27 protein-coding genes are annotated in these 25,777 nt (G+C 70.0%); 11 read left to right on the top strand and 16 right to left on the bottom strand.

Annotated elements, in window-relative coordinates; genetic code table 11:
• Positions 1-17: 17 nt before the first annotated feature.
• The 3 genes from ACFQS9_RS09585 (at position 18) to ACFQS9_RS09575 (ending at position 2,992) form a co-directional block, all read left to right on the top strand.
• Entirely contained in the window at positions 18-1,142 is a 1,125-nt protein-coding gene (locus tag ACFQS9_RS09585) for a citrate synthase 2 (RefSeq protein WP_378403905.1), read from the top strand.
• A 49-nt stretch (positions 1,143-1,191) separates the two neighbouring features.
• Entirely contained in the window at positions 1,192-2,307 is a 1,116-nt protein-coding gene (gene serC, locus ACFQS9_RS09580; protein ID WP_378403903.1) for a phosphoserine transaminase, read from the top strand.
• 151 nt (positions 2,308-2,458) lie between these two features.
• Entirely contained in the window at positions 2,459-2,992 is a 534-nt protein-coding gene (locus ACFQS9_RS09575; protein WP_378403901.1) for a hypothetical protein, read from the top strand.
• Between the two features lie 6 nt (positions 2,993-2,998).
• On the opposite strand, the gene ACFQS9_RS09570 is transcribed toward ACFQS9_RS09575, so the two are convergent.
• A complete protein-coding gene (locus ACFQS9_RS09570; protein WP_378403899.1) occupies positions 2,999-3,187 on the bottom strand; it encodes a hypothetical protein in 189 nt (62 codons plus the stop codon).
• Between the two features lie 86 nt (positions 3,188-3,273).
• Positions 3,274-3,780, bottom strand: coding sequence for a hypothetical protein (locus tag ACFQS9_RS09565; RefSeq protein WP_378403897.1), 507 nt, complete (start codon positions 3,778-3,780; stop codon positions 3,274-3,276).
• A 219-nt stretch (positions 3,781-3,999) separates the two neighbouring features.
• Here ACFQS9_RS09565 and ACFQS9_RS09560 point away from each other — a divergent pair, with 219 nt between their 5' ends.
• On the top strand, positions 4,000-5,472 hold the full coding sequence (locus ACFQS9_RS09560) for a flavin-containing monooxygenase (RefSeq protein WP_378403895.1): 1,473 nt from the start codon (positions 4,000-4,002) through the stop codon (positions 5,470-5,472).
• On the opposite strand, the gene ACFQS9_RS09555 is transcribed toward ACFQS9_RS09560, so the two are convergent.
• The 5 genes from ACFQS9_RS09555 to ACFQS9_RS09535 form a co-directional block, all read right to left on the bottom strand.
• Positions 5,462-6,358: an RNA polymerase sigma-70 factor gene (locus ACFQS9_RS09555; protein WP_378403893.1), complete on the bottom strand. Its 897-nt coding sequence runs from the start codon at positions 6,356-6,358 to the stop codon at positions 5,462-5,464. The two genes, ACFQS9_RS09560 and ACFQS9_RS09555, sit on opposite strands and share 11 nt — an antisense overlap.
• Before the next feature lie 92 nt (positions 6,359-6,450).
• Positions 6,451-7,638 carry an NAD(P)/FAD-dependent oxidoreductase gene (locus ACFQS9_RS09550; protein WP_378403891.1) on the bottom strand — a complete coding sequence of 396 codons (1,188 nt, stop codon included), beginning with the start codon at positions 7,636-7,638 and terminating at the stop codon, positions 6,451-6,453.
• 170 nt (positions 7,639-7,808) lie between these two features.
• The gene (locus ACFQS9_RS09545; protein ID WP_378403889.1) at positions 7,809-8,198 is read right to left on the bottom strand and encodes a RidA family protein; all 390 of its coding nucleotides are present in this window, start codon (positions 8,196-8,198) and stop codon (positions 7,809-7,811) included.
• 40 nt (positions 8,199-8,238) lie between these two features.
• A complete protein-coding gene (locus ACFQS9_RS09540) occupies positions 8,239-8,724 on the bottom strand; it encodes a nucleoside deaminase (protein ID WP_378403887.1) in 486 nt (161 codons plus the stop codon).
• Entirely contained in the window at positions 8,721-9,500 is a 780-nt protein-coding gene (locus ACFQS9_RS09535) for a hypothetical protein (RefSeq protein ID WP_378403885.1), read from the bottom strand. Before ACFQS9_RS09535 ends, ACFQS9_RS09540 begins: the two co-directional genes overlap by 4 nt.
• A gap of 207 nt (positions 9,501-9,707) precedes the next feature.
• Between ACFQS9_RS09535 and sepH the strand changes: the two genes are divergently transcribed.
• Positions 9,708-10,580, top strand: a complete 873-nt coding sequence (gene sepH / locus ACFQS9_RS09530; RefSeq protein ID WP_378403882.1) for a septation protein SepH — start codon at positions 9,708-9,710, stop codon at positions 10,578-10,580.
• Between the two features lie 88 nt (positions 10,581-10,668).
• Positions 10,669-11,730, top strand: coding sequence for an alpha/beta hydrolase (locus ACFQS9_RS09525; RefSeq protein WP_378404160.1), 1,062 nt, complete (start codon positions 10,669-10,671; stop codon positions 11,728-11,730).
• Positions 11,731-11,733: 3 nt separating this feature from the next.
• Here the strand turns inward: ACFQS9_RS09525 and ACFQS9_RS09520 are convergent, their stop codons facing one another.
• Positions 11,734-12,303 (bottom strand): TetR/AcrR family transcriptional regulator, encoded by a 570-nt coding sequence (locus tag ACFQS9_RS09520; RefSeq protein WP_378403880.1) that lies wholly within the window; start codon positions 12,301-12,303, stop codon positions 11,734-11,736.
• 92 nt (positions 12,304-12,395) lie between these two features.
• On the opposite strand from ACFQS9_RS09520, the gene ACFQS9_RS09515 reads away from it, so the two are divergent.
• Both ACFQS9_RS09515 and ACFQS9_RS09510 read left to right on the top strand, forming a co-directional pair.
• Positions 12,396-13,109, top strand: coding sequence for a lysophospholipid acyltransferase family protein (locus ACFQS9_RS09515; RefSeq protein ID WP_378403878.1), 714 nt, complete (start codon positions 12,396-12,398; stop codon positions 13,107-13,109).
• A 23-nt stretch (positions 13,110-13,132) separates the two neighbouring features.
• Positions 13,133-13,867 carry a DUF6928 family protein gene (locus tag ACFQS9_RS09510; protein ID WP_378403876.1) on the top strand — a complete coding sequence of 245 codons (735 nt, stop codon included), beginning with the start codon at positions 13,133-13,135 and terminating at the stop codon, positions 13,865-13,867.
• Between the two features lie 7 nt (positions 13,868-13,874).
• Here the strand turns inward: ACFQS9_RS09510 and ACFQS9_RS09505 are convergent, their stop codons facing one another.
• Together ACFQS9_RS09505 and ACFQS9_RS09500 are read right to left on the bottom strand one after the other, a co-directional pair.
• A complete protein-coding gene (locus tag ACFQS9_RS09505; protein WP_378403874.1) occupies positions 13,875-14,153 on the bottom strand; it encodes a DUF2537 domain-containing protein in 279 nt (92 codons plus the stop codon).
• On the bottom strand, positions 14,150-14,956 hold the full coding sequence (locus ACFQS9_RS09500; protein ID WP_378403872.1) for a TrmH family RNA methyltransferase: 807 nt from the start codon (positions 14,954-14,956) through the stop codon (positions 14,150-14,152). The genes ACFQS9_RS09505 and ACFQS9_RS09500 overlap by 4 nt, the downstream gene beginning before the upstream one ends.
• Before the next feature lie 79 nt (positions 14,957-15,035).
• Between ACFQS9_RS09500 and ACFQS9_RS09495 the strand changes: the two genes are divergently transcribed.
• On the top strand, positions 15,036-16,238 hold the full coding sequence (locus ACFQS9_RS09495) for a GNAT family N-acetyltransferase (protein WP_378403870.1): 1,203 nt from the start codon (positions 15,036-15,038) through the stop codon (positions 16,236-16,238).
• Between the two features lie 66 nt (positions 16,239-16,304).
• Here ACFQS9_RS09495 and ACFQS9_RS09490 read toward each other — a convergent pair whose 3' ends face one another.
• Both ACFQS9_RS09490 and ACFQS9_RS09485 read right to left on the bottom strand, forming a co-directional pair.
• Positions 16,305-16,736 (bottom strand): Rv0880 family HTH-type transcriptional regulator, encoded by a 432-nt coding sequence (locus ACFQS9_RS09490; protein ID WP_378403868.1) that lies wholly within the window; start codon positions 16,734-16,736, stop codon positions 16,305-16,307.
• A gap of 34 nt (positions 16,737-16,770) precedes the next feature.
• Complete coding sequence (locus tag ACFQS9_RS09485) at positions 16,771-18,225, bottom strand: NCS2 family permease (RefSeq protein ID WP_378403866.1); 1,455 nt, start codon at positions 18,223-18,225, stop codon at positions 16,771-16,773.
• An 80-nt stretch (positions 18,226-18,305) separates the two neighbouring features.
• Between ACFQS9_RS09485 and ACFQS9_RS09480 the strand changes: the two genes are divergently transcribed.
• Positions 18,306-18,554, top strand: a complete 249-nt coding sequence (locus tag ACFQS9_RS09480) for a DUF2530 domain-containing protein (protein ID WP_378403864.1) — start codon at positions 18,306-18,308, stop codon at positions 18,552-18,554.
• A 22-nt stretch (positions 18,555-18,576) separates the two neighbouring features.
• Here the strand turns inward: ACFQS9_RS09480 and ACFQS9_RS09475 are convergent, their stop codons facing one another.
• From ACFQS9_RS09475 to ACFQS9_RS09460, 4 genes are read right to left on the bottom strand one after another with little or no spacing between them, the layout of a single operon-like run.
• A complete protein-coding gene (locus tag ACFQS9_RS09475; RefSeq protein WP_378403862.1) occupies positions 18,577-20,499 on the bottom strand; it encodes a YhgE/Pip family protein in 1,923 nt (640 codons plus the stop codon).
• A 54-nt stretch (positions 20,500-20,553) separates the two neighbouring features.
• Positions 20,554-21,141: a phosphatase PAP2 family protein gene (locus tag ACFQS9_RS09470; RefSeq protein WP_378403860.1), complete on the bottom strand. Its 588-nt coding sequence runs from the start codon at positions 21,139-21,141 to the stop codon at positions 20,554-20,556.
• Positions 21,131-23,923 (bottom strand): sacsin N-terminal ATP-binding-like domain-containing protein, encoded by a 2,793-nt coding sequence (locus ACFQS9_RS09465; RefSeq protein ID WP_378404158.1) that lies wholly within the window; start codon positions 23,921-23,923, stop codon positions 21,131-21,133. Before ACFQS9_RS09465 ends, ACFQS9_RS09470 begins: the two co-directional genes overlap by 11 nt.
• Complete coding sequence (locus ACFQS9_RS09460) at positions 23,920-24,924, bottom strand: DUF3027 domain-containing protein (RefSeq protein WP_378404156.1); 1,005 nt, start codon at positions 24,922-24,924, stop codon at positions 23,920-23,922. Before ACFQS9_RS09460 ends, ACFQS9_RS09465 begins: the two co-directional genes overlap by 4 nt.
• A gap of 41 nt (positions 24,925-24,965) precedes the next feature.
• Between ACFQS9_RS09460 and ACFQS9_RS09455 the strand changes: the two genes are divergently transcribed.
• Complete coding sequence (locus ACFQS9_RS09455) at positions 24,966-25,760, top strand: glutaminyl-peptide cyclotransferase (RefSeq protein WP_378403858.1); 795 nt, start codon at positions 24,966-24,968, stop codon at positions 25,758-25,760.
• Positions 25,761-25,777 lie beyond the last annotated feature (17 nt).

Here is a 25,777-nt window from a genome sequence, read left to right as displayed (position 1 = left end):
AGGAGAGTCCACGAGCAATGGCAGCGAGCGCGGCAGTACCCGAGGATTTTGTCAGCGGTCTCGAGGGCGTCGTCGCCTTCACCACCGATATCGCCGAGCCCGACAAGGACGGTGGCGCGCTGCGCTACCGCGGTGTCGACATCGAGGACCTGGTCGCCCGCGGTGTCACCTTCGGTGACGTCTGGGCACTGCTCGTCGACGGCGAGTTCGGCCAGGGCCTGCCGCCCGCCGAGCCGTTCCCGCTGCCGATCCACACCGGCGACGTCCGCGTCGACGTGCAGGCCGGCCTGGCCATGCTCGCCCCGATCTGGGGATACCAGCCGCTGCTCGACATCGACGACGAGACCGCCCGCGAGCAGCTCGCCCGCGCCTCGGTGATGGCGCTGTCGTACGTGGCGCAGTCGGCCCGCGGCGTCTACCAGCCCGCCGTGCCGCAGAAGGTCATCGACGAATGCCCCACCGTCACCGCGCGTTTCATGACCCGCTGGAAGGGTGACCCGGACCCCGCTCACACCGAGGCCATCGACGCGTACTGGGTCTCCGCCGCCGAGCACGGCATGAACGCCTCCACCTTCACCGCCCGGGTGATCGCCTCCACCGGCGCCGACGTCGCGGCCTCGCTGTCCGGCGCCATCGGCGCGATGTCCGGCCCGCTGCACGGCGGCGCGCCGGCCCGCGTCCTCCCGATGATCGAGGAAACCGAGAAGAGCGGCGACGCCCGCGCTCTGGTCAAGGGCATCCTGGACCGCAAGGAGAAGCTGATGGGCTTCGGGCACCGCGTGTACCGCGCCGAGGACCCCCGCGCCCGCGTGCTCCGCGCCACCGCCAAGCGCCTGAACGCGCCCCGCTACGAGGCCGCGGCCGCGCTCGAGCAGGCCGCCCTCGCCGAGCTGCGCGAGCGTCGCCCGGACCGCGCCATCGAGACGAACGTCGAGTTCTGGGCCGCCGTCATCCTCGACTTCGCCGAGGTCCCGGCGCACATGATGCCCGCGATGTTCACCTGTGGCCGCACCGCGGGCTGGTGTGCACACATCATGGAGCAGAAGCGCCTCGGCAAGCTGGTCCGCCCGGCCGCCATCTACACCGGACCCGAGCCCCGCACCCCCGAGTCCGTCCAGGGCTGGGACCAGATCGCCGGCTGAATCGGGCCCGCTACCCGTTCGCACCACCAACGAGAAGGAACTCGAACCGATGACCACCCCGATCATCCCCGCCGACCTCAAGCCCGTCGATGGCCGATTCGGTTGCGGACCGTCCAAGGTCCGCCCCGAGCAGCTCCAGTCGCTCGTGGACGTGGGCGCCTCGGTGTTCGGCACCAGCCACCGTCAGAAGCCGGTCAAGGACGTCGTCGCCCGGGTTCGCTCGGGCCTGGCCGACCTCTTCTCGCTGCCCGAGGGCTACGAGGTGGTGCTCGGCAACGGCGGCACCACCGCGTTCTGGGACGCGGCCGCGTTCGGCCTGATCCGCGAGAAGTCGCTGCACCTGACGAACGGCGAGTTCAGCTCCAAGTTCGCGTCGGTGGCCAAGGCCAACCCGTTCATCGGTGACCCGATCGTCGTCTCGGCCGAGCCGGGCAGCGCGCCCGCGCCCGTGTCGGACCCGTCCGTGGACCTCATCGGCTGGGCCCACAACGAGACCTCCACCGGTGTCGCGATCCCCGTGTCGCGTCCGGCCGGTTCGGAGAACGCGCTCATCGCGATCGACGCCACCTCCGGTGCGGGCGGCCTGCCGGTGAACATCGCCGACTCGGACGTCTACTACTTCGCCCCGCAGAAGTGCTTCGCCTCCGACGGTGGACTGTGGATCGCGATCATGAGCCCGGCGGCGCTGGCCCGCGTCGAGGAGATCAAGTCCACGGGCCGCTGGACCCCCGACTTCCTGTCGCTGCCGATCGCGGTGGACAACAGCTCCAAGGACCAGACATACAACACGCCGGCGCTGGCCACCCTGCTGCTGTTCGCGAACCAGATCGAGTGGATGAACGGCAACGGCGGCCTCGACTGGGCCACCAAGCGCACCGCCGATTCGTCCTCGCGCCTGTACAACTGGGCCGAGGCCAGCGAGTTCGCCACCCCGTTCGTCACCGATCCCGCGCACCGCTCGCAGGTCGTCGGCACCATCGACTTCGACGAGAAGATCGACGCCGCCGCGGTGGCGAAGATCCTGCGCGCCAACGGAATCGTGGACACGGAGCCGTACCGCAAGCTCGGCCGCAACCAGCTGCGTGTCGGCATGTTCCCGGCGATCGACCCCGAGGACATCACCGCACTGACCAAGAGCATCGACTGGGTGGTCGGCCAGCTCTGAGTCAGACCCAGCACAGCAGTCAGCCCCCGGCATCGCTTGCCGGGGGCTGACTGCTTTGTGACGCGGACTGCGCCCGATCGGGTTGACGTATTTTCCGGCCCGAGGATGACAGGATCGGCAGCGACTGACATCGATTGGGAGGGAATCGTTCATGTTCAAACGCAGTTTCGTCGTCCTCGCCGCACTGACCCTGACCGCGTTCGCCGCGGGATGCGGGAACGATGCCTCGGACACGTCCACGACGACAACATCGGCGGCGACGTCGACCACGACCGCGCCGACCACCACGGCCGCGCCCGCGGCCCCGGCAGCACAGTCACCGGCAGTCGATCCGCTGTCGCCCGCGCCGGTCTCACCCGCGCCGGTGGTGGTACCCCCGGCGCCGGGACCCGTCGGCGCGGACGGGTCCACCGGCAACAACCTGAGCACCGAATACTGTGCGCGCAACCAGGATCCGGGGTGTCCCATCGGCAGCTACGTCGCGCCGGACGCCATCCCGCACCCCGACGGTAGCGGCAAGTACGTCCCGTGCGAGGGCACCATCTGCACCAACCCGGACCACGGCGCCGGGACCAACCCGCAGCAGAACGGTGGCGCGGTGATGCAGAACCCGAACGGCGACGGCACCGTCGTCCCGTGTGAGGGCACCATCTGCACCAACCCGAACAACGGCGCGGGCGGGTAGGCGGGACTACGGCGTGGTGATCGTGGTCAGGAAGCTCATCCTGGCGTCGTCGCGGCCGGCCGCGCGGAGCAACGCGGAGAATGCCATGGCCTCTTCCGCCGAGACGCGGCGGGCGGTGTCGGCGAGGAAGGCGGGGTTGTCGAACAGTTCGGCGACGGCGTCGGCGGCGCGGGCCAGGTTGAAGATGTCGTACATGGGAGATAGATCCTGACAACTGCGGCGAAAACTGACGATGTGAATGCTGTGGTCGGCGCCCACGGGCGCCGACCACAGCGGCGTTACTAGCTGCCGAACTGGCCGAGCAGGCCGCTCAGCAGGCCCTCCAGGCCGCTGGAGCCTCCCGGGGTGGCGGTGGCGCCGGTGACGGTGACGCGGACCGGGGCGATCGGATCCTGGTAGTCGACGTCGCCCTCCTCCTTGCACTTGGTCCGGACCTGGTACTCACCGTCGGCGAAGGTCGCCGACGTGCCGGTGCCCGATGCGCCGGTCAGGACCTGACCGGCGACCATCGACGCTCCCACGATGAGGTAGCTCTCGCCGACCTTGGTGGTCTTGTCCAGGACCGTGGCGTCGCCGCGGTAGACGGTGCCCTCGCACTTGACGAACGCCTTCGTGGTGTTCAGCCCGGTGATCGTGGTCGTGATGGTGCCCTTGCCCGCGTTCGCGGCCACGGTCGCACCGCCGGTGATGGCCGCCGAGCCCATGGCGGGGTTCGCGATCAGGGCGAGAGCCGAGAGTCCTGCGATGGCGCCGACGCCGGCCAGACGCCGCTTGATTGAGGTAGCCACGGATGTGTCCTTTTCGATAAGTGCCGCGCCCCGACGCACAGACAGGATTAGCTTAGCTTGCCCTTCATTAGGGCTGCCTTAGTAAAGGTGCGCGCGGCGTTCAAAGTCAACAGATGTGGGATCAATCACAGGCGCATACCTGCTGGTAGGCGCCTGTTCGAACGTCCAGTCTCGAACCATCACCGGGAGGCGGCCTATACGGTACCGTCGATCACAGATATGTTGCCTTCTGTGAGGAGGTCCGTCGTGACCGAACACATCGACGTGCTGATCGTCGGTGCCGGACTGTCCGGGATCGGCGCCGCCCATCAGATCCAGGCCAGGTTCCCCGGCCGAAGCTTCGCGATATTCGAGTCCCGCGATGCCATCGGCGGCACCTGGGACCTGTTCCGCTACCCCGGGATCCGGTCGGACTCCGACATGCAGACCCTCGGCTACCGATTCCGGCCGTGGACGGACGAGAAGTCGATCGCGGACGGCCCGGCCATCCTGAAGTACGTCCGCGACACCGCCCGCGAGACGGGCATCGACGAGCGCATCCGCTTCGGCCATCGCGTGAACCGCGCCGAGTGGTCGAGCGAGGACGCCCAGTGGACCGTCGAGGCCGCGCACGGCGACGACACCGTCACCGTCACCTGCGGCTTCCTGTACATCTGTAGCGGCTACTACCGCTACGACGAGGGATTCACGCCGAACTTCGAAGGCACCGAACGCTTTCGGGGGCAGATCGTGCACCCGCAGCACTGGCCCGAGGACCTCGACTACACCGGCAAGAAGGTGGTCGTCATCGGCAGCGGCGCCACCGCCGTCACCCTGGTGCCGTCGATGTCCGACCGGGCCGATCACGTGACGATGCTGCAGCGCTCGCCCACCTACATCGCCGCCCTGCCCGCCAAGGACCCGATCACCAACGGGCTGCGGCGACTGCTCGGCGACAGGCTCTCCTACCCGATCGCGCGATGGAAGAACGTCGCGTTCTCCACCGTCACCTACCAACTCAGCCAGCGACAACCGCGCCTGGTCAAGATGTTCCTCCGGAAGGCCCAGCAGCGCGCGCTGCCCGCCGGGTACGACATCGACACCCATTTCACACCGAACTACAACCCGTGGGACCAGCGGATGTGCCTGGTGCCGGACGGCGACCTGTTCCGGGCGATCCGGCACGGCAAGGCCTCGGTGGTCACCGACCGGATCACCACCTTCACCGAGGACGGCCTCGAACTCGAATCCGGCTCGCAGCTCGAGGCCGACGTGATCGTGACCGCGACCGGGCTGAATCTGCTCGCGTTCGGCGGGATCGCACTGACCGTCGACGGCCGCGAGGTCTCGCTGCCGAACACCCTGGCCTACAAAGGCATGATGCTCAGCGACGTCCCGAACTTCGCGTTCACGGTGGGCTACACCAACGCGTCGTGGACGCTCAAGGCCGACCTGGTCGCCGACTACGTGTGCCGGTTGCTCGCGCACATGGACGAGCAGGGTCACACGGTGTGCGTCCCGACCAACGACGACCCGACGATCACCACCCGACCGCTGCTCGATTTCGCCGCCGGCTACGTCCAGCGCTCGATCGACGAGTTCCCCAGGACCGGCACGAGGGCACCCTGGCAGCTCGGGATGAGCTACGCGCATGACCTGGTGACGCTGCGGCACGGCCGTCTCGAGGACGACGTGCTGCAGTTCAGTTCCTGACCAGCGAGGTCTCGGATGCGATGCGGGACAACTTCTCCGGATTGCGGACGTAGTAGAGGCCGATGACGCGTGCGTCCTCGACTCGGATCGACAGGATGCCGTCGATCTCGCCGTCAAGACGCAAGACGAGTGCAGGGTTGCCGTTGACCACGGTGGGGTCGACGGTGAGCGTGGCTCCGGACTTCCGGAGACCACCGAAGACGAAGCGGACCAGCTTCTCGGCGCCGGTGATCGGCCGCAGCGCGGCTTGCTTGACGCCGCCGCCGTCGCTGACAAGGACCACCTGTGGGGCGAGCACGTCGAGCAGGCCCTGCGGATCCCCGGTTTCGAGCGCGCGCTGAAATGACTCCACCACCGCCCTGGTCTCGCTCGGAGAGACCACCTCACGGGGGCGGCGAGCATCGACGTGCAGGCGGGCGCGGTGCGCGATCTGGCGGACCGTCGCCGGGCTCTTGTCGACGGCGGCCGCGATCTCGTCATAGCTGACATCGAAGACCTCGCGCAGCACGAAGACGGCGCGCTCGGTCGGCGACAGCGTCTCGAGCACGAGCATCAGTGCCATCGACACGCTCTCCGCGAGCTCGACGTCCTCGGCCACATCCGGCGCGGTGAGCAGTGGCTCGGGCAGCCATTGGCCGACGTACGACTCCTTGCGGCGCGTCAGGGTGCGCAGCCGGTTGAGCGACTGCCTGGTCGTGATCCGGACCAGGTAGGCGCGCTGGTCACGCACGTGCTCCAGGTCGACCTCGACCCACCGCAGCCAGGTTTCCTGGAGGACGTCCTCGGCGTCGGCCGCCGACCCGAGCATCTCGTATGCGACGGTGAAGAGCAGGTTGCGGTGGGCGACGAAGGTCGCGGTCGCCTCGTCGGTGGCATGGTCGCTCATCTCTCGACTCCTTTCCTCGAACGTCTGCGTGCGGCCCAGAACTGTTGACAGTCAACCGGACCGGCCGCCGGTGTGCGGCCGGGCCGCCCTGTTCAGTGGCGGGCAGGCGCCTCGACGCGCCGGTCCTGCAGCAGCTGCCGGCGCTTGTCGTCCTTGAGCCACACGTTGCGCGAACCGGGATTGCGTGCCTCGTTCGCGAGCTGCCGAACGGTGCTCTTGCAGACGAACTCCTTGAGCTTCGCGCCCGGGCGGCCGCCGAGGTGGTACCTGTTCGCGGTGTCGTCCTTGGAGGCGAACTGGAAGATGCCGACCCGACGCCCGAGGCTGATGCACTGGCCGGCGAACCCCGCGTCGATGGGCGCGGGCTGCTCACCCTTGAGCCGGCTGAGCACTGTCTCGGCGGCCTGCGGGCCCAGCTGGACCGCGGCCTGGCAGCTCATCCGGAACGGCAGGTCCGAGGGTGCCGCCGAATCCCCGGCCGCGACGATGCGCTCGTCGTCCACGCTGGTCAACGTCTCGTCCGTGAGCAGGCGGCCCACGGTGTCGGTGCTCAGCCCGCTGTTCGCGGCCAGGTCCGGCACGCCGAATCCGGCGGTCCAGATGGTCACCGCGCTCGACAACGTGTGGCCGCCACTGAGCCGCACGGTGTCTCGGGTCACCGCCGTCACCTTCGCGTCGGCGCCTTCGAGCACGGTCACACCGAGCTTGGCCAGCCGCTTGGCCACCGAACGTCGAACCCGTGGATGCAGATACGGTCCGAGCGGCCCGCCGCACGCCAGGGTCACCCTGCGGCCCTGCTCCGCGAGTTCGGCGGCGGTCTCGATGCCGGTCGGACCGGCACCGACCACCGTCACCGCGGCCGTGGCGGACGCGGCCTCGAGGACCCGCCGCAGCCGCTCCGCCGCCTCCAGATCGGCGATCGAATAGGCGAGCTCGGCGGCTCCGGGCACGCGCGGGTCGGCGCTGCCGCTGCCCACCGCATAGATCAGGTAGTCGTAGCCGACCGTGCCGCCGGTCGCCATCGTCACGCTGCGCGCTGCCGCGTCGATCCGTGTCGCGCTGTCGACCACCAGCCGGACACCCTCACCCAGGACTTCGCGGTAGTCGACGACCGCGTCGTCGGATCCGCCCACCAGTTGGTGCAGGCGGATCCGCTCCACGAAGTTCGGCCGCGGATTGATCAGCGTCACCGTCACGTCGTCGCGCTTCGTCAGACGATTGGCCGCCATGACACCGGCGTATCCGCCGCCGATCACGACCACATCGGTGTTCTCCGTCATGATGTCTCCTTCGCTCGAGGGGGTTCGGCCACAAGACACCGCGGGATCGATCGTTGTGACATCGCTGTGAGGCGGATCACTCCGCGCCGCCACCCTCGGGACACCTGGCACGAGAAACAGGTCAGCCCCCGACAACACGTCGGGGGCTGACCTCGTGCAGCTGAAGTGCCCTACTCCGCGATGATCGCGTCGGCCTCGATCTCGACCAGCAGCGCGGGATCGATGAGCGCGCTCACCTCGAGGATCGTGGTGGCGGGCCGGATCTCTCCGAAGACCTCGCCGTGCGCGAGTCCGGCCTCTTCCCAGCGGCTCATGTCGGTGAGGTAGATCCGGGTGCGGATCACGTCCTCGGGCTTCGCGCCCGCCTCGGCGAGCGCGGCGACGATCCGGCGCACCGCCTCACGGGTCTGCTCGGCGAGGCTGTCGCCGCCGACCGGGCCTTCGGGGCCCGACGCGGTGGTGCCGGACACCGACACCTGCTGGCCGATGCGGACCGCCCGCGAGTATCCGATCTTCGACTCCCAGTCGGAGCCGGACGAGATGTTGTTTCGATTCGACATGGCGCTGATTCTGTCAGGGCGCCGAGTCGCCTTCCGCAGGCTAGTCCGGGTTCGCCGCCACGAAGCGCCGGAACGGGTCGAGTGCCTCGTCACCGAGGTGGGGTCCGCTCACCTCGATGCCGGCATCGGCCGAGGCGATCACCTCGGCGCAGCCGAGGCCGAAGCGCGGTCCCCCGCTCAGGATCTCTCCGAACCGGGCCGCCGACGCCGCGAACACGACCCGGCTCACGCCCGCCCACACCATCGCGGCGCTGCACATCGGGCAGGGCTCCCCGCTCGCGTACACGGTGCTGCCGACCAGGTCGTCCGTGCGACCCTCCGCGCACGCGGTGGTGATGGCGTCGAGTTCCGCGTGCTCCGTCACGTCCCCGGAAGTGGCCACCGAATTGGCACCCTCGCTGATCACCGCGCCGTCCGCGCCGACCGCGACCGCGCCGAACGGCCGGTTGCCCACCGCCCCGGTCTCGTTCGCGAGTTCGATCGCCCGTCGCAGATGTGCGAGGCCATCGGCATCGAGACCCGTCATCGACTCTCCCTTCGCAGGAACGCTTGAGCGACGACCCCCGCCGCGATGAAGGCATAGCCCAACCAGTCGGGGCCACCGTCCATTGTCACGATCAGGATGCCGACCGGGATCAGCCACACCGCCAGCGGGGCGACCAGCGCACTCAACGGAGGCCGGGGATCCTCTGGGTACCAGGCCGAGAACTGCAACGCGAACAGCATCGCCGCGGTCTGGATGACCCACCCGGTCCACAGGTTGTCGCTGTCGCGCAGCACGGCGTCCCCATAGAACCCCGCGATCGCCGCCACCAGGAACGCCGCCGCCCAGACACCGGTGATCACGTAGTTGATCCTCAGGAACTCCGGCGTCCGCCAGTACTGCTCGTCCACCTCTTCGCGCGCGTACTGAATGGTGAACGGCATCCGGGCGAGCATCGAACCGACCGCGATGACGACCAGCGTGATGTTCGCGATCTCGCCGACCCAGATCTCCATCCAGTCCTGCCCGGCCTGGTCGAGCACGAAGTGGACCGCCAACAGCGCGGCGAAGAACACGACGTCGAGCACGCCCAGCAGCTTGAGAGAACGCCCGCGCAGCAGGTCGACCACGACGAACAGCACCGAGATGGCCAACGCGATCCCGGCCGCCCAGGCAACCCGTCCCGGTCCCTCCACGACCGCGAGCACGATCCACGGAGCCAGCCCTGTCAGCGGACCGTCGAGCACTGCCCCGAGCGCATCCCACGCCCGACGCACGGGTGAGGGAGCCGCCTGCGTTTCCGGTGCCTTCTCGATCATCGCTGTGCCCTCGCCGGTCCGACCAAGTCCGATTTCTGAGAGTAGCGCCGGATTGCCCCGAATCGCCCCGAATTTCGGCCAGAGACAATAGCGCGCCCTGCATCAAACCGGTCGACAGGGCGAGGCGTGTCCTGACCTCACCCCCATCACGGGTCCATTACAGTCGGAAAGGGCGATATCGCGAGCTACGCGATGAGGGAGGTCACGGTGCGAGAACTTCGAGTGATCGGACTTGAGCCCGACGGCACGCACGTCGTGTGCGCCGACAGCGAGAGCGGCGAACGCTTTCGCGTGCCCGCCGACGACAAGCTTCGCGCCGCCTCCCGGGGCGACGTCGCCCGGTTCGGGCAGATCGAGATCGAGACCGAGAGCCGAATCCGACCCCGCGACATCCAGGCCCGCATTCGATCCGGCGCCACCGTCGAGCAGGTGGCGGCCGAGGCCGGGGTGTCGATCAAGAAGGTCGAGAGCTTCGCGCACCCGGTACTGCTCGAACGCGCACGCGCCGCCGAGATGGCCCAGGCCGGTCACCCGGTGCGCGAGAACGGCCCCACCGTCCTCACCCTCGCCGAGATCGTCGGCCTTGCCTTCCGCGCCCGTGGCCACAACCTCGACGAGGCCGAGTGGGACGCGTGGCGCGACGACGAGGGTCATTGGGTCGCTCAACTCGAATGGCAGGCCGGACGCACCCGCAATGCGGCGCACTGGCGTTTCCAGCCGGACTCGCACGGCGGCACCATCGCCCCCCTCGATTCGACCGCGACCGACCTGATCGACCCGGACTTCGGACGCCCACTGCGCGGGCTCGCCCCGATCACCACCCCGGAGGACCCATACTCCCCCGCCCTCGAAGCCGTGATCGAGGCCGAGGTCGAGGAGGAGGCGGACGAGCCGGATTCGCCCGAGGCCGGCGTCATGGACTCCCTGTTCGAGGAGGAGGACATCGTCCACCCCGAGGACGCCGAGCACAGGCCGAAGCCGGCGCCGCAGCACCAGGGCGCCAAGGACAAGCGCGGCAAGCCCTCGCTCCCCTCCTGGGATGACGTCCTCCTCGGAGTGCGGAGCAGCGGCCGAGGCTGACCGCCACCCGACCCCACGGCCCCCGCCGGGATCACTTAGAGTTACGCCGAGTAACACTAAGTACCTGAAAGTGAGCAGGGGGAAGACTGTGCTGGATCTCGACTGGCGTCCGCGACTGAACACGCTGACCCGAAACGCCTGGGGGCTGACGTTCGGCGGCGGAGTCCAGGCGGCGGAACCGACCCCCTCGGAGCAGATCGCCCAGGGCCTGCACCGCGACCTGTACCGATTCGGCGCCCTGGCCGGCGACAATCCGGTCCTGATGGTGCCCCCGCTCGCCGCGCCCGCGCACTGCTACGACCTGCGCCCCGGACAGAGCCTCGCCGCCCACCTGCTCGGCAGCGGTCGCACGCCCTACCTCGTCGACTACGGCACCATGACCTCCGCCGACCGGGATCTCGGTTTCGAGGCCTGGGTCGACGACATCGTCCCCGAGGCCGTGCGGCGCGTGTCCGAGCTGCACGACGGCGCACCCGTTGACCTGATCGGCTGGAGCCTGGGCGGGACGCTCTCGCTGCTGACCGCGTCCGCGAACGCCGACCTCCCGATCCGCTCGGTGACCGCGATCGGCACCCCGGTCGACTACGAGGAGATCGGGGCCATCGCGCCGTTGCGCGCCATCGGCAGGATCACCGGGGACCGGCCGCTCACCGCGGCCACCTGGGCACTCGGCGGCCTGCCCGCCCCCGTGGTGCAGGCCAGCTACCGGTTCACCGCGCTGCAGCGCGAGTTGACCAAGCCGTGGTTCATCGCGCGTAACCTCCACAACACCGAGACGCTGGCCCGAATGGAGTCCATCGACAAGTTCATGGCCGCCATGCCCGGCTACCCGGCCCGCTTCTTCCACCAGGTGTGCACTCAACTGATCCTGGGAAATACGCTGGCCTCCGGGGAGTTCCGCCTCGGATCCCGCACGGTTCCGCTGTCCGCACTGTCGGTGCCGGTGCTCGCGATCGGCGGCACCGAGGACGTCATCGCCCCGGTCGCGTCCGTCGCACGCATCACCGACGTGCTCACCGGCGTGCCGTCGGTCCGGTTCGAGACCGCGCCGGGCAGCCATCTCGGCATGCTCGCGGGCCCGGGCGCGAGGGCGACCACCTGGGCGCACATCGACGATTTCCTGACCGAGTCCGCCCTGCAGCTGGTGTGACGCTCAACCCCGGGCGAGGTGCGCATCCACCGTCCGGCCGACCAGCGCGGCCGCGCCCTGCGGGTCCCCGATGACCTGCAGGGCGCGGTCGGCCGCCAGCACCGCCATCCCGTGTAGCCCCGTCCAGATGGCGAGCGCCCGGTCCCGCGAATCCTCGCTGCCCGCCGTCGCCTCGTCCACCAGCTCGACGAGCGACTCGAACAACGGCAGACTCGTGCGCCGCAGTTCCGCCCCCGAACCCTCGAGCAGATCGTGGCGGAACATCAGCTCGAACATCGCCCGCCGACGATCGGCGAATCGGACGTAGACCCAGCCGAGGGCCACGAGCCGGTCTCGCGCCGACCCATCCCCGTCTGCCAGCGTCGACCGGACCTCAGACGTGAGGTCGGCCAGGCCTTCCCCGGCGATCGCGGCGAGCAGCGCCCGGTGCGTGCGGAAGTACCGGCGCGGGGCGCCGTGCGACACCTCCGCCTCCCTGGTGATCGCGCGCAGGCTCACCCCCGCGACCCCCTCCCGTTCGAGCAGCTCGACGCCACACCTGACCAGCCTGTCCCGAAGCGGTTCGCCCTCCACGTAGACATTGTCTAACACCCAGTGTCAGAATCGGAGACTCAATGGGTAGACAGTGTCTACCACCTCGTTCGAATCGCCTCGGGGGTGTCCACGTGTGGTACTGGTTGTTCAAGAACGTCCTGATCGGGCCCGTTCTGCGCCTGTTCGGCCGACCGACGATCGAGGGCGAGGATCACATACCGCCGACCGGGCCGGTGATCCTGGCGAGCAACCACCTGACCGTCGCCGACTCGTTCTTCCTCGTCCTCATGGTGCGCAGGCGCATCACCTTCGTGGCCAAGAACGAGTACTTCACCGGGACCGGGCTCAAGGGCCACCTGACCCGCTGGTTCTTCACCCGCACCGGCCAGGTCCCCATCGACCGCAGCGGCGCGGACGCCGCTCGCGGCGCCCTGGCGACGGCCAGGGGGATCCTCGAGGCGGGGGGCGTCTGGGGCATCTACCCCGAGGGCAGCCGATCGCCCGACGGCAGGCTGCACAGGGGCAAGACGGGCGTCATGCGGGTCGCGCTGCCGACCGGAGCCCCGGTCCTGCCCGTGGTGATGCGTGGCACGCCCGCCGTCAATCCCATCGGTTCCCGGATGTGGCGGTTCGGCAAGGTCCACATCACCGTGTGCCCACCACTCGATCTGGCTCGCCACCACGCGCCCACCCCGAGCGAACAGACCGTTCGCGCGGCGACCGACGAGCTGATGCGAACCCTCCTCGCCAACTCCGACCAGGAGTACGTGGACGCGTATGCCGCCCAACGGGTCCGGGTTTCGCTCCCACACGAACAGGCACCCAGGTCGTACCCTTTCAGGTAAGCAACGAAAGGGAGGTGCCGGCTGTGGGGGCCAAAGCATCAACGATCTGGTACGTCGACGCCCCCGATCCCATGGCCGTCCTGCGCGAACACCCCGAGCCCGACGCCGACGCGGCCCAGGCACTGGTCGGCAAGCTCTACCCCGAAATGATCGTCACCCCACTCGAACCCGGCCCGCTCGCCACCTCGGCCGGGGTCGAGCCCGGCGTGGTCTACGTGGGCAGCTACCCCGGACTCACCGTTGTGTGCGGGTCCAACCTCACGGTGCACGAACCGTCGAAGTTGGACGAATCCTGGACTCGCCCACTGGCTTCCGAGCGCACGTACCTGATGTGCACGGAACCGGAGACCGCATGGGCCTCCTTCGCATACTGGGAGCGTGGGGCGCTGCGCCGCTCGTTCAGCGCGACGCCGGTCGACATCTACGAGGACTTCGGGTTGCCACTGGTCTGGGAGAGGGAGTTCTGGGCCGGCGAACACCCCCTGGCCTACCCGGCGGACGTGCTGCCCGATCCGCAGTCGCTGCCGTTCCACCCCGGAGAGTTCGCCGAGGCCGCCAACGCCGAGTGGCTCGGGTTCCGCTACACCGGGCCCGTTCGCGACGGCGAGATCGACGCCACCACCGTCGGTGTCTGCGGGTTCGCCGTCTACAAGGAGGGCGAGGAGCCGCCCGCGGTCCTCGCGGCGAAGCCCGATCGCCCGCCCCGGGTCGGGCTGATCCGCGGGATTCGCCAGTGGTTCGGGTTCGGCTTCGACTGACCAGGAGTCAGCCGGCCGCCCCGGCCAGCAGCGCGATCCACCCCGCGCCGACACCGATGACGGCACCGAGCACTGCCCACCGCCACACCGGCACCAACCGCCACTGCCACAGCGTCGGGGCCACCCCGACCGCCACCAGCAGGTTGACCACCAGCGCCAGCAGCGGGTGGACCGCCGCCATCGCCGCCCCACAGGCGGCGACCCCGACCCCGGTGAGCGCGGCCGCAAAACCCGACACCAGCAGACCGGTGGCCCACGGAGTGTGGGCGTCGACCGGACCGCTCACCCGGCCGTCCTGACCCGTTCATAGAACGCCATCGCGGCCGCGGTCGCCACGTTCAGCGAATCGGTGCCCGGTGCCATGGGGATCCGGGCACGCACATCGGTGTTGCGCATCGCGTACTCCGACAGTCCGGGACCCTCGGCCCCGAGCAGCAGCGCGACCTTGTCCCCCGTCATCGCCTCGGCCAGCGTCACAGCCGACGGATTCGGCGTCAGCGAGATGAGCTGAAAACCGTTGTCCCTGAGCACATGCAATCCGCGCGGCCACTCCGGCACCCGCGCGAACGGCACGCGGAGAACGTGGCCCATCGACACCCGCACGGCCCGACGGTAGAGCGGATCCGCGGTGCTGCCCCCGAAGAGCACCGCGTCCACGCCAAGGCCCGCGGCGTTGCGGAACATCGAGCCGATGTTCTCGTGATCGTTCACGCCCTCGAGCACCGCGACGGTGCGCGCGCCGCGCAGCACCTGCTCCAACTCCAGCGGGGGTGGGCGGTGTGCGGCGGCCAGCACGCCGCGGTTGAGATGGAAGCCGACCACGTCGGCCATCACGTCGGCGGAGGTCCGGTAGAACGGCACGTCGACGCCCGCGAGATCGTCCGCCAGCTCGCCCAGACGCCGATCGACGCCGAGCAGGCTGATCGGCTCGAACCGGGATGCGAGCAACCGCTGCACCACCAGCACACCCTCGGCGATCACCAGCCCCTTGCCCTCCGGAAGATCGGGACGCCGATCCGAGGAGTTCAGGTCGCGGAAGTCGTCCAGGCGGGTGTCGGCCGGATCGTCGATGTCGATTACGTGAACCACAGGTTCATCCTGCCGTACCGACCACGGCGAACCGGAAATTCCCAGGCGCCGACCGCCACGGCTGTGCCACCCTCGGAGGATGGGCGACAGGGCGATCGCGATCAGGACCGCGACGGAGACGGACTGGGACGCGGTTGCGTTGCTCGACGCGCACGCGTTCGGTTTCCACCCCACCGACGAGGACATGGCCTTCACCCGGCGGTTCGCCCGGACGGAGGACGTCATCCTGGCCACCGACGACGACCGGCCCGTCGCGGTGGTGATGCATTTCCCGATGCGGATCACCGTCCCCGGCGGCACCCAACTGGACCTGCCGGGCGTTTCCTGGGTCTCGGTCGCCCCGACCCACCGCAGGCGCGGAATCCTGCGCGCACTGTTCACCGAGCAGCACCGGCGGTTCGTCGCGGCGGGGGCGCCGCTGTCGATCCTCACCGCGACCGAGGCCACCATCTACGGCCGCTTCGGCTACGGCCCCGCCACCAGCGAGCTCGCGGTGTCCGTCGACCGGCGCTCGGCCCGGATCCGGGACACCGCAGCGGATCCGGGTGGGGTGGCCCTGGTGCCACCCGCCGCCGCCCGCCCGGCACTACCGGGCATCTACGACCGCTGGCAGGCGCGCACCCCGGGGGCACTGGCCCGGCCGCCGGTCTACTGGGACCGGATGTTCGCCGACCTCGAGCACCGCCGCGACGACGCCTCCGCCCTGTTCTACCTGGTGCACGCGGACGGCTACGCGGCCTACCGGCGCAAGCACACCCCGGACGGGATGGTCGCGGTGGTCGATGACCTCGTCGCCGCGACCGACGAGTCGTATGCGGCGCTGTGGCGGGTCCTCGCGGGCATGGACCTGATGCGCGAGATCCGGGTCGATCAGGCCGCGGACGACCCGCTGCCGTGGCTGCTCACCGACGCCCGGCTGCCGCGGGTGACCTCGCGGGACGACGCCGTCTGGGTGCGGATCATGGACGTGCCCGCCGCGCTGACCGCGCGCAGTTTCGCCGTCGACCTGGACGTGGTCCTCGAGGTGCACGACCCCTTCCTCGACGCGGGCGGCAACTTCTCGCTGCGCGTGGTGGACGGCCGGGCCGCGGTCACCCGAACCGATGCTCCCCCGCAGGCCCGTCTCGATCTCGACGTGCTCGGCAGCCTGTATCTCGGTGGCCACCGTGCGCGTTCGTTCGCGCGGGCCGGGCGGCTGTGGACCCGCGACGAGGCGGTCCTGGACCGGCTCGATCTCGCCTTCGGCACCGACCGGGAACCGTTCGCCGGCTGGCACTTCTGAGGCAGGAGCGGAGCGCGCGGAGCGACCACGGACGGGAGCGGAGCTCGCGGGGCGACCGCGGACGGACTATTCGGAGTCGTTCACCATCGAGCTGATGATCTCCACTGACTCGCGCAGCACAGCGATCTGCGCATCGTCGAGCGCCGCCAACCGCTCGTTCATCCACTTCTCCCTCGCGCTGGTCTCGTCCGACACCAACGCCTGACCGGAGTCCGACAGGGACACGATGATCTGACGACCGTCGGTGGGGTGCGGGGTCCGCACGACGAGGCCCAGATCCGCGAGCGAGGCGATGACGCGGGTCATCGACGGCGGCTGCACCCTCTCCTTGGCGGCCAGCGCACCCGGCGTCATCGGCCCGTCCGCGGAGAGACTGGCGAGCGCGGACAGCTGCGTCAACGACACCTGAGAGTCCGTGCGCCGCCCGCGGAGATGCCGCGTGAGGCGCACGACGGCCAACGACAGATCACTGGCCAGAGTGCGAGTATCCAAGGTCACCCTCCGGAGGATACGGCACTATCTGACAAGCGGTTCAGGTAATCGCGTCCGTGATCGGTCCGACCGCGAAGTAGGCCACGAACAGGCCCGCGACCACCCACAACAGCGGATGGATCTGCTTGATCTTGCCGCTGGCCGCGCCGATCACCACCCACGCGATGAAGCCGACGCCGATGCCGTTCGCGATCGAGTACGTGAAGGGCATCACGACGATCGTCAGGAAGGCGGGCAGCGCGATGTCGAACTTGGTGAAATCGATGTCTCGGACCTGCCCGATCATCAGCGCACCGACCACCACGAGGGCGGGCGCGGCGGCCTCGATCGGCACCACCGAATACAGCGGCGTCAGGAACATCGCGGCGAGGAACAGCAGCCCGGTCACCACGTTCGCCAGCCCGGTGCGGGCCCCCTCTGCGATACCCGAGGCGGACTCGACGAAGACGGTGTTGGAGGACGCGGATGCCCCGCCGCCGACGATCGCGCCCGCTCCCTCCACGACAAAGGCCTTCCCGATCCCCGGCAGGTTGCCGTGCTCATCGGTGAGGCCGGCCTCCTTGCCGAGGCCGGCCATGGTGCCCATCGCGTCGAAGAAGTTGGCCAGCACCAGGGTGAAGACCAGCAGGCTCGCGGCGAGCACGCCGATACGGGTGAAGGCCCCGAACAGGTTGACGTCGCCGACGAGGCTCAGATCCGGCATCTGCGCGATCACGTCCGGCAGCGCGGGGACACTGAGGTTCCAGCCCGTGGGGTCGACCCCCTTGGACGGGCCGATGTCGAAGACAGCCTCCAGGATCGCGGCGAGCACGGTCGTGACCACGATGCCGATGAGCAGGCCGCCGCGGACCTTGCGCGCCACCAGGATTCCCATCAGGAGGACGCCGAACACGAAGATGACCGTGGGCCACGAGGAGATGGAACCACCGATCCCCAACCCGACGGGCACGGTGGTGCCTGCCACATCCGGGATGCGCCGGACGAAGCCGGCGTCGACGAATCCGATGAACGCGATGAACATGCCGATGCCCGCGACGATGGCCGACTTGAGCGCGTCGGGAACCGCGTTGAACACCGCGGTCCGGAAGCCCGAGATCGCGAGGACCACGATGATGATGCCGTCGATCACGACCAGGCCCATCGCCTCCGGCCAGGTGACCTGGGGCGCGATGGTCACCGCGAGCAGCGCGTTGATGCCCAGGCCCGCCGCGATGCCGAACGGATAGTTCGCGATGATGCCGAAGGCGATGCTCATCACACCCGCGACCAGCGCGGTCACCGCCGCCACCTGGGTGACCGGCAGGATGTTGCCGAGCACGTCGGTCTTCGCCGCCGCGTCATCGGCGGAGAAGCTGCCGAGGATCAACGGGTTGAGCACCACGATGTACGCCATCGCCACGAAGGTGACCAGGCCGCCGCGGACCTCGTTGCTGACCGTGGAACCACGTTCCGTGATCTTGAAGTAGTTGTCCAGGAGCCTCGAGGTTCCAGCCATAGCGTTCCAATGTCCCAATCGCCGAAGGTGCGCGTCGCACCTGGCAGGTTAGGGCAAAAGGGTACGGGTAGCTTAATTATGTGACCCAGACCCGCCACGACCCGTTGATCCCGCTCAGGCTCACCGACCCCCGTCCCGTGGTGACGATCGGCACACTCGCCTGGCTGGTGATCACCGCCGTGGTGTTCGCCGCGGGCGACCGCTGGCAGACCGCTCTGCCCATCTGCTTCGCCGGATTGGCCGTCGGGGCACTCGGATTCGCCCTGTTCCTCGTTCAACGTGCCGCCGCCCGGCGCGGCAGCAAGGGCGCCCAGCGCGGGCTGAGCTGACCGGGTCCTCGGGAGGCGCGCGCTAGACCCGGCTCGGCTCCAGCGTCGGGTCCTCGCCCGCCTCGAGATCGTCCAGCTCGTCGAGTCCGTCCTCGTCCGTCACGGCGACGGCGTCCTCGGTTCGCCGCCGCCACCAGATCGTCACCGCCACGGAGGCGGCCACCAAGGCCAGCAGCACCAGGACGGCGAACCAGAACCTCGGACCGTAGTAGCCGCTGAGCGTCATCCGGAGGGCGTTCCTCGCATAGGTGAGCGGCATCAGTGCCTGCAGCCACCGGAACGGCTGCGGCATCTGCTCGATCGGGAACACGCCACCGAACGAGAACAGCTGGACCATCAGCAGACCCAGGGCGATGAAGGTTCCGTTGACGGCGCCGAAGACGGCGGTGAACATCCGGCCGAGTGCGAGGGCCGCCGCGCCGATCAACAGCATCGCCGCGACCATCATCACCACGCTCGGCGGCTCCGCGCCCGCCAGTGTGATCGCGGCGATCGAGGCCAGCACGGCGCCACCGGCCATGATCGCGGCGGGCAACCGGTAGCGCCGGAGCCCGTCGCGCCTGGTCGGCCTGATCACGAACCAGATGAGGATCCCGAGCAGGAACAACGCCACGGACATGACCACCGGCACGGCACCGGGACCGAAACCGGCCGCCACGTTGAGATTCTGCGGGCTCAGGTTCACCGGTGACGCGAGCATCGCGGCCGTGGCCTTGCGCTCGTCCGGCGTGAATGCCGGCACCTGTGCCGCGCCATCCGCGAGACCCTTGGCGAGCTCCGCGCTGCCGTCGTCGAGCTGTCCGACGCCGACCTCGAGCTCACCGAGTCCGTCTCGCAACTGCACGCCGCCCGCGTCGAGCTGTCCCAGTCCGGAGTTCAGCTCCGCCGCGCCCGCGTCGAGCTGGTGCGCACCATCGGCCAGTTGACCCAGCCCGCCCGACAACTCGCCCGCGCCCGCGGCCGCGGACTGCAGGCCGCCCCGGTAGTCCGCCGACGGGTCGGAGAGCTGGAAGGCGAGCTCCCGCGCGCCCTCCCGCAGCTGCTTGAGCTGGCCGGCCACGTCCTCGTCCCCGACCGGGAGCCCGGCGGCGACCATCGTGTCGACGAGCGGACCGACCACCGTGTCGATCACCTCGCTGATCTGCTTGGCGCCCGCGCCCAGCTCATCGGTTCCCGAGACCAGCTGCGCGAGGCCGTCCTTCAGTTCGGTCGCCCCCGCCGCGGCCTCGTCGCTGCCCGCGGCCAGCTCCGAGGTGCCCGCCGCGAGCTCCCCGCTGCCGGCGTACGCCTCGCTCAGACCCGCGGAGAGCTCGACGCTGCCGTCGGCGAGCTGGGTGGTGCCCGACAGCGCCTCCCCGGTACCGGCCGAGAGCTGGCGAGCGCCCGACGCGGCCTCCTCGAGCCCCTTGCCGACGTCGCCCAGCCCGACGAGCACCTGGTCCACGGACTGCTCGCCGATCGACTCGGAGACCGCGGAGCGCACCTGCGCCATCAGGCCCTCGCCGACCGGCGTCGCGACCAGGCTGTTGTGATCGTTGTAGACGACCTCGAGCCGCGCCTTCTGCGCGTCGGCCGATCCGGCGCTGGCGATGTCCGCGCTGAAGTCCTGCGGGATCACCAGCGAGAAGTAGTACTCCCCATCCTCGACGCCCGCGGTGGCCCGCTCCAGGTCGACCTCCTGCCAGGCGACGTCGCCGCTCTCGACCAGCGAGGCGGCCACCTCCTTGCCCGCCTCGAGCCGGGTGCCGTCCAGGTCCGCGCCCGCGTCGTTGTTGACGATCGCCACGGGCAGCCGGTCGAGGGTGTCGCCGGGGTTCCACAGCGCCCACATGTAGAAGCCGATGAGCGCCAGTGGCGCGATCACGATGGCAGCGAGCACCGCACGGTTGAGGTGCACCCGACGCGTGGGCTGGTCGGGAACGCCAGGGGTGGCTGCTGCCGCCATGGTGTGACCTCTTCTCGTGACCGCAAAGCTGGACGATCGTCCAAAGCGGTCACCTTAGGGAAGACGGCCCTCCGTTGCAGGGTTTCGCGAAGATTTGTCGATTGCCCATATCCACAGACCCGCCCATGCGGCGCCGAAGAGCCAGCCCGCGATCACGTCGGTGAGCCAGTGCGCGCCGAGGTACACCCGGGAGAGCCCGATCGCCAGCGTCCACAGGGCCAGGCCCGCGAACAGCATGGGGGTACGCCAGCGATCCGGCGCGCTCCGCCGGCTCCACGCCGGCGACCCCGCGAGCCGCACGATCACCGCCCCCACGACGCACACCAGGATCGACGACATCATCGCGTGCCCGGACGGGAACGAATGGGTGACCTCGACCACCAACCGTTCAGGCTCCGGCGGCCGAGCCCGGCCGAACGCGAGCTTGAGCAGGGACATCACCAGCTGGCCGGTGAACATCGCACCGCCGACCAGGAGCGCCTCCGCCCGATGCCGCCGCGCCAGCAGCGCGAGCACGATCACCGAGGTGATCACCCAGGAGGCCACGGTCCCACCGAGATTCGTGATCACCGTGACGACGTCGGTGAGCCAAGGGGTGCGGATGTCCAGCACGGAATCGAGAACGGACTGGTCAATCTGCATGGCGCTCCGCGTCCGTTCCGGCAAACAACCCGCGCTCCGTGCAGTGCGTGCGCCCGTCCTCGTCCACCCACCACGGCAACTCGACATCGCGCCGCACCGCTCCCGTCAGCCGAACGGTCAAGCGGTCGTGCACCACCAGGGTGCCCTCGGGCAGCGCCAGCCCGAGCGCGACGTGGGCGAGCACCGCCGCGGGCTCACGGTCCCAGGCACTGACGCGCCTGCCGGCGCCGAGCACCTCGCCGCGGACCGCCTCCGATGCGGGCGGCAGGTCGAGCAACTCCGCCAGCCCGGCCGCGCTCGGCAGGTCACCGATCACGAGCAGCTCCGGCGGCACCGCCGCGGCGAGCCACGCCCGGTCCAGCACCACCGCGTCGGCCGGGTCGGCCAGTGTCCCGGACAGCGTCCGCACCGCCGCTGGCGGCGAGAGCTCGTCCAGGTCGAGGACACCCGCCGCCGTCGCCTCCGCCAGCAATCGGTGCGTCCGCGCCACCACCGCCGGGCTCGGGTCCCGATCCCGGTCGGCGAGCCGATCCAGCAGCAGTTCGGCCATCTCCACACCGTCGACGCGGTCGGCGGCCAGCACACCCGACAGCGCCACGGCGTCACGGTGCTCGAACACGTCGAGCAGTCCCTCGAATGTGCGATCGTCCGCCTGGCGCATCGCGCCCAGCCGGACCCCGTTGACGCGCGCATGCCTGCGCAGCCACCACGCGGTGTACCCGAGCCGATCCGTGAGCAGCGCCGACGTCGCCGGCTCCGAAGCCAAGAGGCCGAGCGCCTCCGGCCAGGCATCGGCGTCCACCAGATCGAGATCCCGGACGGCGAGCAGCACGTCCGGATCATCGGCGAGCGTCGACCACCAGGCGTCCTCGTCGTCGAGGTCCTGCTCGGGTCCGGTGGGCAGCTCCGCCCGCAGCACCGTGAAACCCCAGCCGACCCCGACACCGCGCAGCGCTGCCTCGCCGAACTGCTCGACCAACGCCGACGACACGGTTCCGAAAGGTGAGTCCTCGACGAGCACACCTGCCAGCGGTGCGCCCGGCAACAGCAACTCGTCGGCCGCGCGCAACAACCCGTCCGCATCGGGCAGCGGTAGCCGACCGAGCCAGCCGGGCAGGTCCCCCGCCCCACTCGCGGCCCCGGCCAGCTGCAGCACCGAGTCCGCGAGTTCGCTTGTGGCGGTGTGGTCGTCGAGATCGACGTCCTCGATCGCAGTCAACAGCGCGGGGTCGGAGAGGACATCGAGTGCGGTCGCGGTGCCCGCCCCGAGCCGGCCGAGCAGCCGGTGCGCGGCATCGGGATGCACCAGCCGCATCCAATGGACTCCATGCATGTCAATGCCATGCCGGGGCGAACCGAGGTCGTGGCCGAGCACGACGGTCCGCGGGCCCGTCACCGTGCGGCCGTCCGTCAACGGCACCGGGATCGCGGCCAACTCCTCCGCGGCGACCGAATCCACGACCAACGGCTCCAGCGCCGCGTAAAGCCTTCCCCACCAGTCCGGTTCGCGATGGATCCCGGCGAGCAGTTCGGTCAGGTGCGCCAGACCGATGCGGTGCGCCCCGACCGCCGACAACGGCTGGGCATCGCGCTCGGTGGACAGCCCGGGACCGACCAGCCCGGGGATCACGTCCCCCAACAGGTCGGCGAGCTCCGCCGTCAGCCCCGGCAACACGACGGCGGATCCCGGCACCAGCGCCCGCCCGTCGGCACCCGGCAGCCAGGGATTGCCGGTCAGTTCCCACAGCACCGCCTCCCGTAGCACCGCGTCCACCTCACCGCGGGCGAACCCGGGCACCGGCACCAGCCGCAGTCGTTGCGACTCCGGGAGCGCGGCAACGAAATCGGCATATCCGTCGGCCAGATGGGCGAGGGCGGCGCCTGGCATCAGGCGCCTACGGTCGGGCTGCAGCGCCGCGTCGGCGATCAGGATCGCGGGCAGCGACAGCTCCTCGTCCGACCGGGTCGGCGCGCGCAGCACGTCGGCGGCGACCGGGCGGACCCGTCCATCGACGACCGGCACCAGCCAGCGGGCGGACGGACCGGCCGAATACTGCCACCACGTGCGCGAGCCGATTTCGAGCTCGGTCAGCCCGTCGGCGAGCGGCCGCTCGGATCGGGTGACGGTCTCGCCGGCGAGCTCGATCGAGACCAGCGCCGGCAGCTCCAGCAGCAGGTCTGCTGCGTCGTCGGCCAGTTGTCGCAACAGCCGGTCCCCGTCGACGCCCGGCCGCAGCGCCAGCACCACCTCAGAGTCGAAGCCCGGCGGGGGCTCGGTGTCGATGGGCCACACCAGTCGTAGCACCGGCAGTCCCCGCTCGGGTTCTTCCAGCCCGGCGGCGCGGAGCTCGTCGCGGGTCCGAGCGGCGGAGAAGGCGATCGAGCCCGTGGTCGACCTCAGCTCGATTTCGTCGCTCACCGACAGCACGGCGGTGAAGCCGACGCCGAACCTGCCTACCGCGGGCCCGCCGACGGCGTCCTTACCCGAGACCCGCAGCGCGGACAGGGCCTGCACCCCCGCCCGATCGAGCGGCGCACCGGTGTTCGCGACGTGCAGGCGGGTGCCGTCGAGACGGATCCGCATCGTGCCGGGCACCCCGGCACGGGCGGCGGCATCCGCGGCGTTCTGGGCGAGCTCGGTCAGCAACCGGTCGCGGTACCCCGCGACCGCGAGATCGGACTCGGTGGCGGCGTCCTCCCGGAGCCTGGTCGGCGAGGACCGCCATGCGAGCAGCGTGGATTCCCTCAGCGCATCGGCGCCGAAGGGGTCGGCGGGGGTCAGTCCGTCGATGCCGGATCCGCGGCGGTGTCGGAGGTCGGCTCCTCATCAGCGGGGGCCTCGACCGCGGGGGCCTCGACCGCGGGGGCCTCGACCGCGGGGGCCTCGTCTGTGGGTTCGTCTGCGGGCTCTTCGACCGCGGGTGCCTCCGCCGGGGGTGCCTCGGCCGCGGACGCCTCGACCTCTGTGGCTTCGGCCGTGGGCGCCTCGACCGCGGGAGCTTCCGCCTTCGGTTCGGGCAGCGCGACCACTTCCACCGCGCCGTCGTCGTAGGCGTCGAACTGCGGGCTACCCGCGCCGGTGGGCAACGTGGTGTCCGAGTGCGCGCCGCAGCCGTACTCGGCGTAGACGACGTGACCGTCGGCGGCCATCTCGTTGCCGCACACCCCGAACGCCGCCCGCAGCGAACCCGCGAGCGGCAGGTAGAACCCGCACAGTTCACAGGTGGACGGCGCGGACTTCGCCATCTCGGAGTCGGGTCCGTAGTCGCCCTCACGCCACCGCTCGGCGGCATCCAGCCTGCCCTCGAGGCTCATCACCTGCTTGCGGCCGAGTCCGAGCTCGCGCGCCACGTCGTCGACCGCGGGGTCACCGGTGGCCACGTACCCGGGCACCAGCCGCGGGTCCCCCGGCGGTGGGGCCAGCAGGTCACCGGGCGACAGGTCACCCGGGCGGATCCGCTCGTCCCACGGAAGCCAGTCCGGCGCGGTCAGCGCGTCGGGTCCGGGCAGCAGGGCGAGTTCGCTGACGGTGGCCCGGTCGGCGTCCGGTTCGGCCGCGAGAACCACCGCCCACTGCCAGCCGCGATAGCCGGGCAGCTGCGCGGCAAACCGGTGAGTGGCAGCACATTCGCCCTCGGAGGTCACTCCGAGATGCGCACCGACCTCCCCCTCGCCGAGGTCGATCAACGCCTGACGGGCCAGGTCCACGGCATCGGCCAGGACGGGGCGCACGGGGGCAAGCTCGGGGACAACGTGGGCACTCACACCCCCATTTTGCCGTATCGCAGCAAATCATCGGCGCAACGGGCTGCCATGCTGGTCCGATGACCGGGCGACGGCTACCCCAGATCGCGGCCGCGATGGCCGCCTTGATGCTTGCCGGCTGCGCTAATGCAGCCACGAACACCGACCCCGATCCGGACCCTGTCGAGCGGCTTCGCGTCGAGGTCGTCGGTGAGCGACCACACGACCGCGCGGCGTTCACCCAGGGGCTCGAGGTCGCCGACGGCGAACTGCTCGAGGGCACCGGTCTCGCCGGACGGTCCGATCTGCGCGCCGCATCTCTCGAGACCGGCGCCGAGCGGCTCCGAGTACCCCTGCCCGAGCAGATGTTCGGCGAGGGCATCACCGTCGCCGGGGACACCGTCTGGCAGATCACCTGGCGTGACGGCGTGGCGATCGCCCGCGACCGCGACACCCTGGCCGAGCGCTCCCGCACCCGCTACGAGGGCGAGGGCTGGGGCCTGTGCGCGCAGTCGGACCGGCTGGTGATGAGCGACGGCACCGACACCCTCACCTTCCGCGACCCGGTCACCTTCGAGTCGCGCGGGACGGTCGCGGTCACCCTGGACGGGCAGCCGCAGGACCGGCTGAACGAGCTCGAATGTGTCGGGGACACAGCGGTTTACGCGAACGTGTGGCAGACCCAGCAGATCGTCCGGATCGACCCGGACACCGGTCGCATCACCGCCGTGATCGACGCCTCCGGCCTGCTCACCGACGAGGAGAGCCGTTCGGTGGACGTGCTCAACGGGATCGCGGAAGTGCCCGGCACCGATCGATTCCTCATCACGGGCAAGTACTACCCACGCCTGTTCGAGGTCCGCTTCGTCCCGTGACAGCTGCGACGGGCGAG

Source organism: Rhodococcus daqingensis (assembly GCF_042665615.1).
GTDB lineage: Bacteria > Actinomycetota > Actinomycetes > Mycobacteriales > Mycobacteriaceae > Rhodococcus_G > Rhodococcus_G daqingensis.
This window is presented reverse-complemented; position numbering and strand designations above follow the sequence as displayed.

Coding starts and splice junctions, on each gene's coding strand:
- ACFQS9_RS09585 (WP_378403905.1), top strand. CDS start 18: ATGGCAGCGAGCGCGGCAGTACCCGAGGATTTTGTCAGCGGTCTCGAG.
- ACFQS9_RS09570 (WP_378403899.1), bottom strand. CDS start 3,187: ATGTACGACATCTTCAACCTGGCCCGCGCCGCCGACGCCGTCGCCGAA.
- ACFQS9_RS09545 (WP_378403889.1), bottom strand. CDS start 8,198: ATGTCGAATCGAAACAACATCTCGTCCGGCTCCGACTGGGAGTCGAAG.
- ACFQS9_RS09555 (WP_378403893.1), bottom strand. CDS start 6,358: ATGAGCGACCATGCCACCGACGAGGCGACCGCGACCTTCGTCGCCCAC.
- ACFQS9_RS09485 (WP_378403866.1), bottom strand. CDS start 18,225: ATGGCTGGAACCTCGAGGCTCCTGGACAACTACTTCAAGATCACGGAA.
- serC (WP_378403903.1), top strand. CDS start 1,192: ATGACCACCCCGATCATCCCCGCCGACCTCAAGCCCGTCGATGGCCGA.
- ACFQS9_RS09540 (WP_378403887.1), bottom strand. CDS start 8,724: ATGACGGGTCTCGATGCCGATGGCCTCGCACATCTGCGACGGGCGATC.
- ACFQS9_RS09575 (WP_378403901.1), top strand. CDS start 2,459: ATGTTCAAACGCAGTTTCGTCGTCCTCGCCGCACTGACCCTGACCGCG.
- ACFQS9_RS09470 (WP_378403860.1), bottom strand. CDS start 21,141: ATGCAGATTGACCAGTCCGTTCTCGATTCCGTGCTGGACATCCGCACC.
- ACFQS9_RS09475 (WP_378403862.1), bottom strand. CDS start 20,499: ATGGCGGCAGCAGCCACCCCTGGCGTTCCCGACCAGCCCACGCGTCGG.
- ACFQS9_RS09560 (WP_378403895.1), top strand. CDS start 4,000: ATGTTGCCTTCTGTGAGGAGGTCCGTCGTGACCGAACACATCGACGTG.
- ACFQS9_RS09495 (WP_378403870.1), top strand. CDS start 15,036: ATGGGCGACAGGGCGATCGCGATCAGGACCGCGACGGAGACGGACTGG.
- ACFQS9_RS09455 (WP_378403858.1), top strand. CDS start 24,966: ATGACCGGGCGACGGCTACCCCAGATCGCGGCCGCGATGGCCGCCTTG.
- ACFQS9_RS09550 (WP_378403891.1), bottom strand. CDS start 7,638: ATGACGGAGAACACCGATGTGGTCGTGATCGGCGGCGGATACGCCGGT.
- ACFQS9_RS09535 (WP_378403885.1), bottom strand. CDS start 9,500: ATGATCGAGAAGGCACCGGAAACGCAGGCGGCTCCCTCACCCGTGCGT.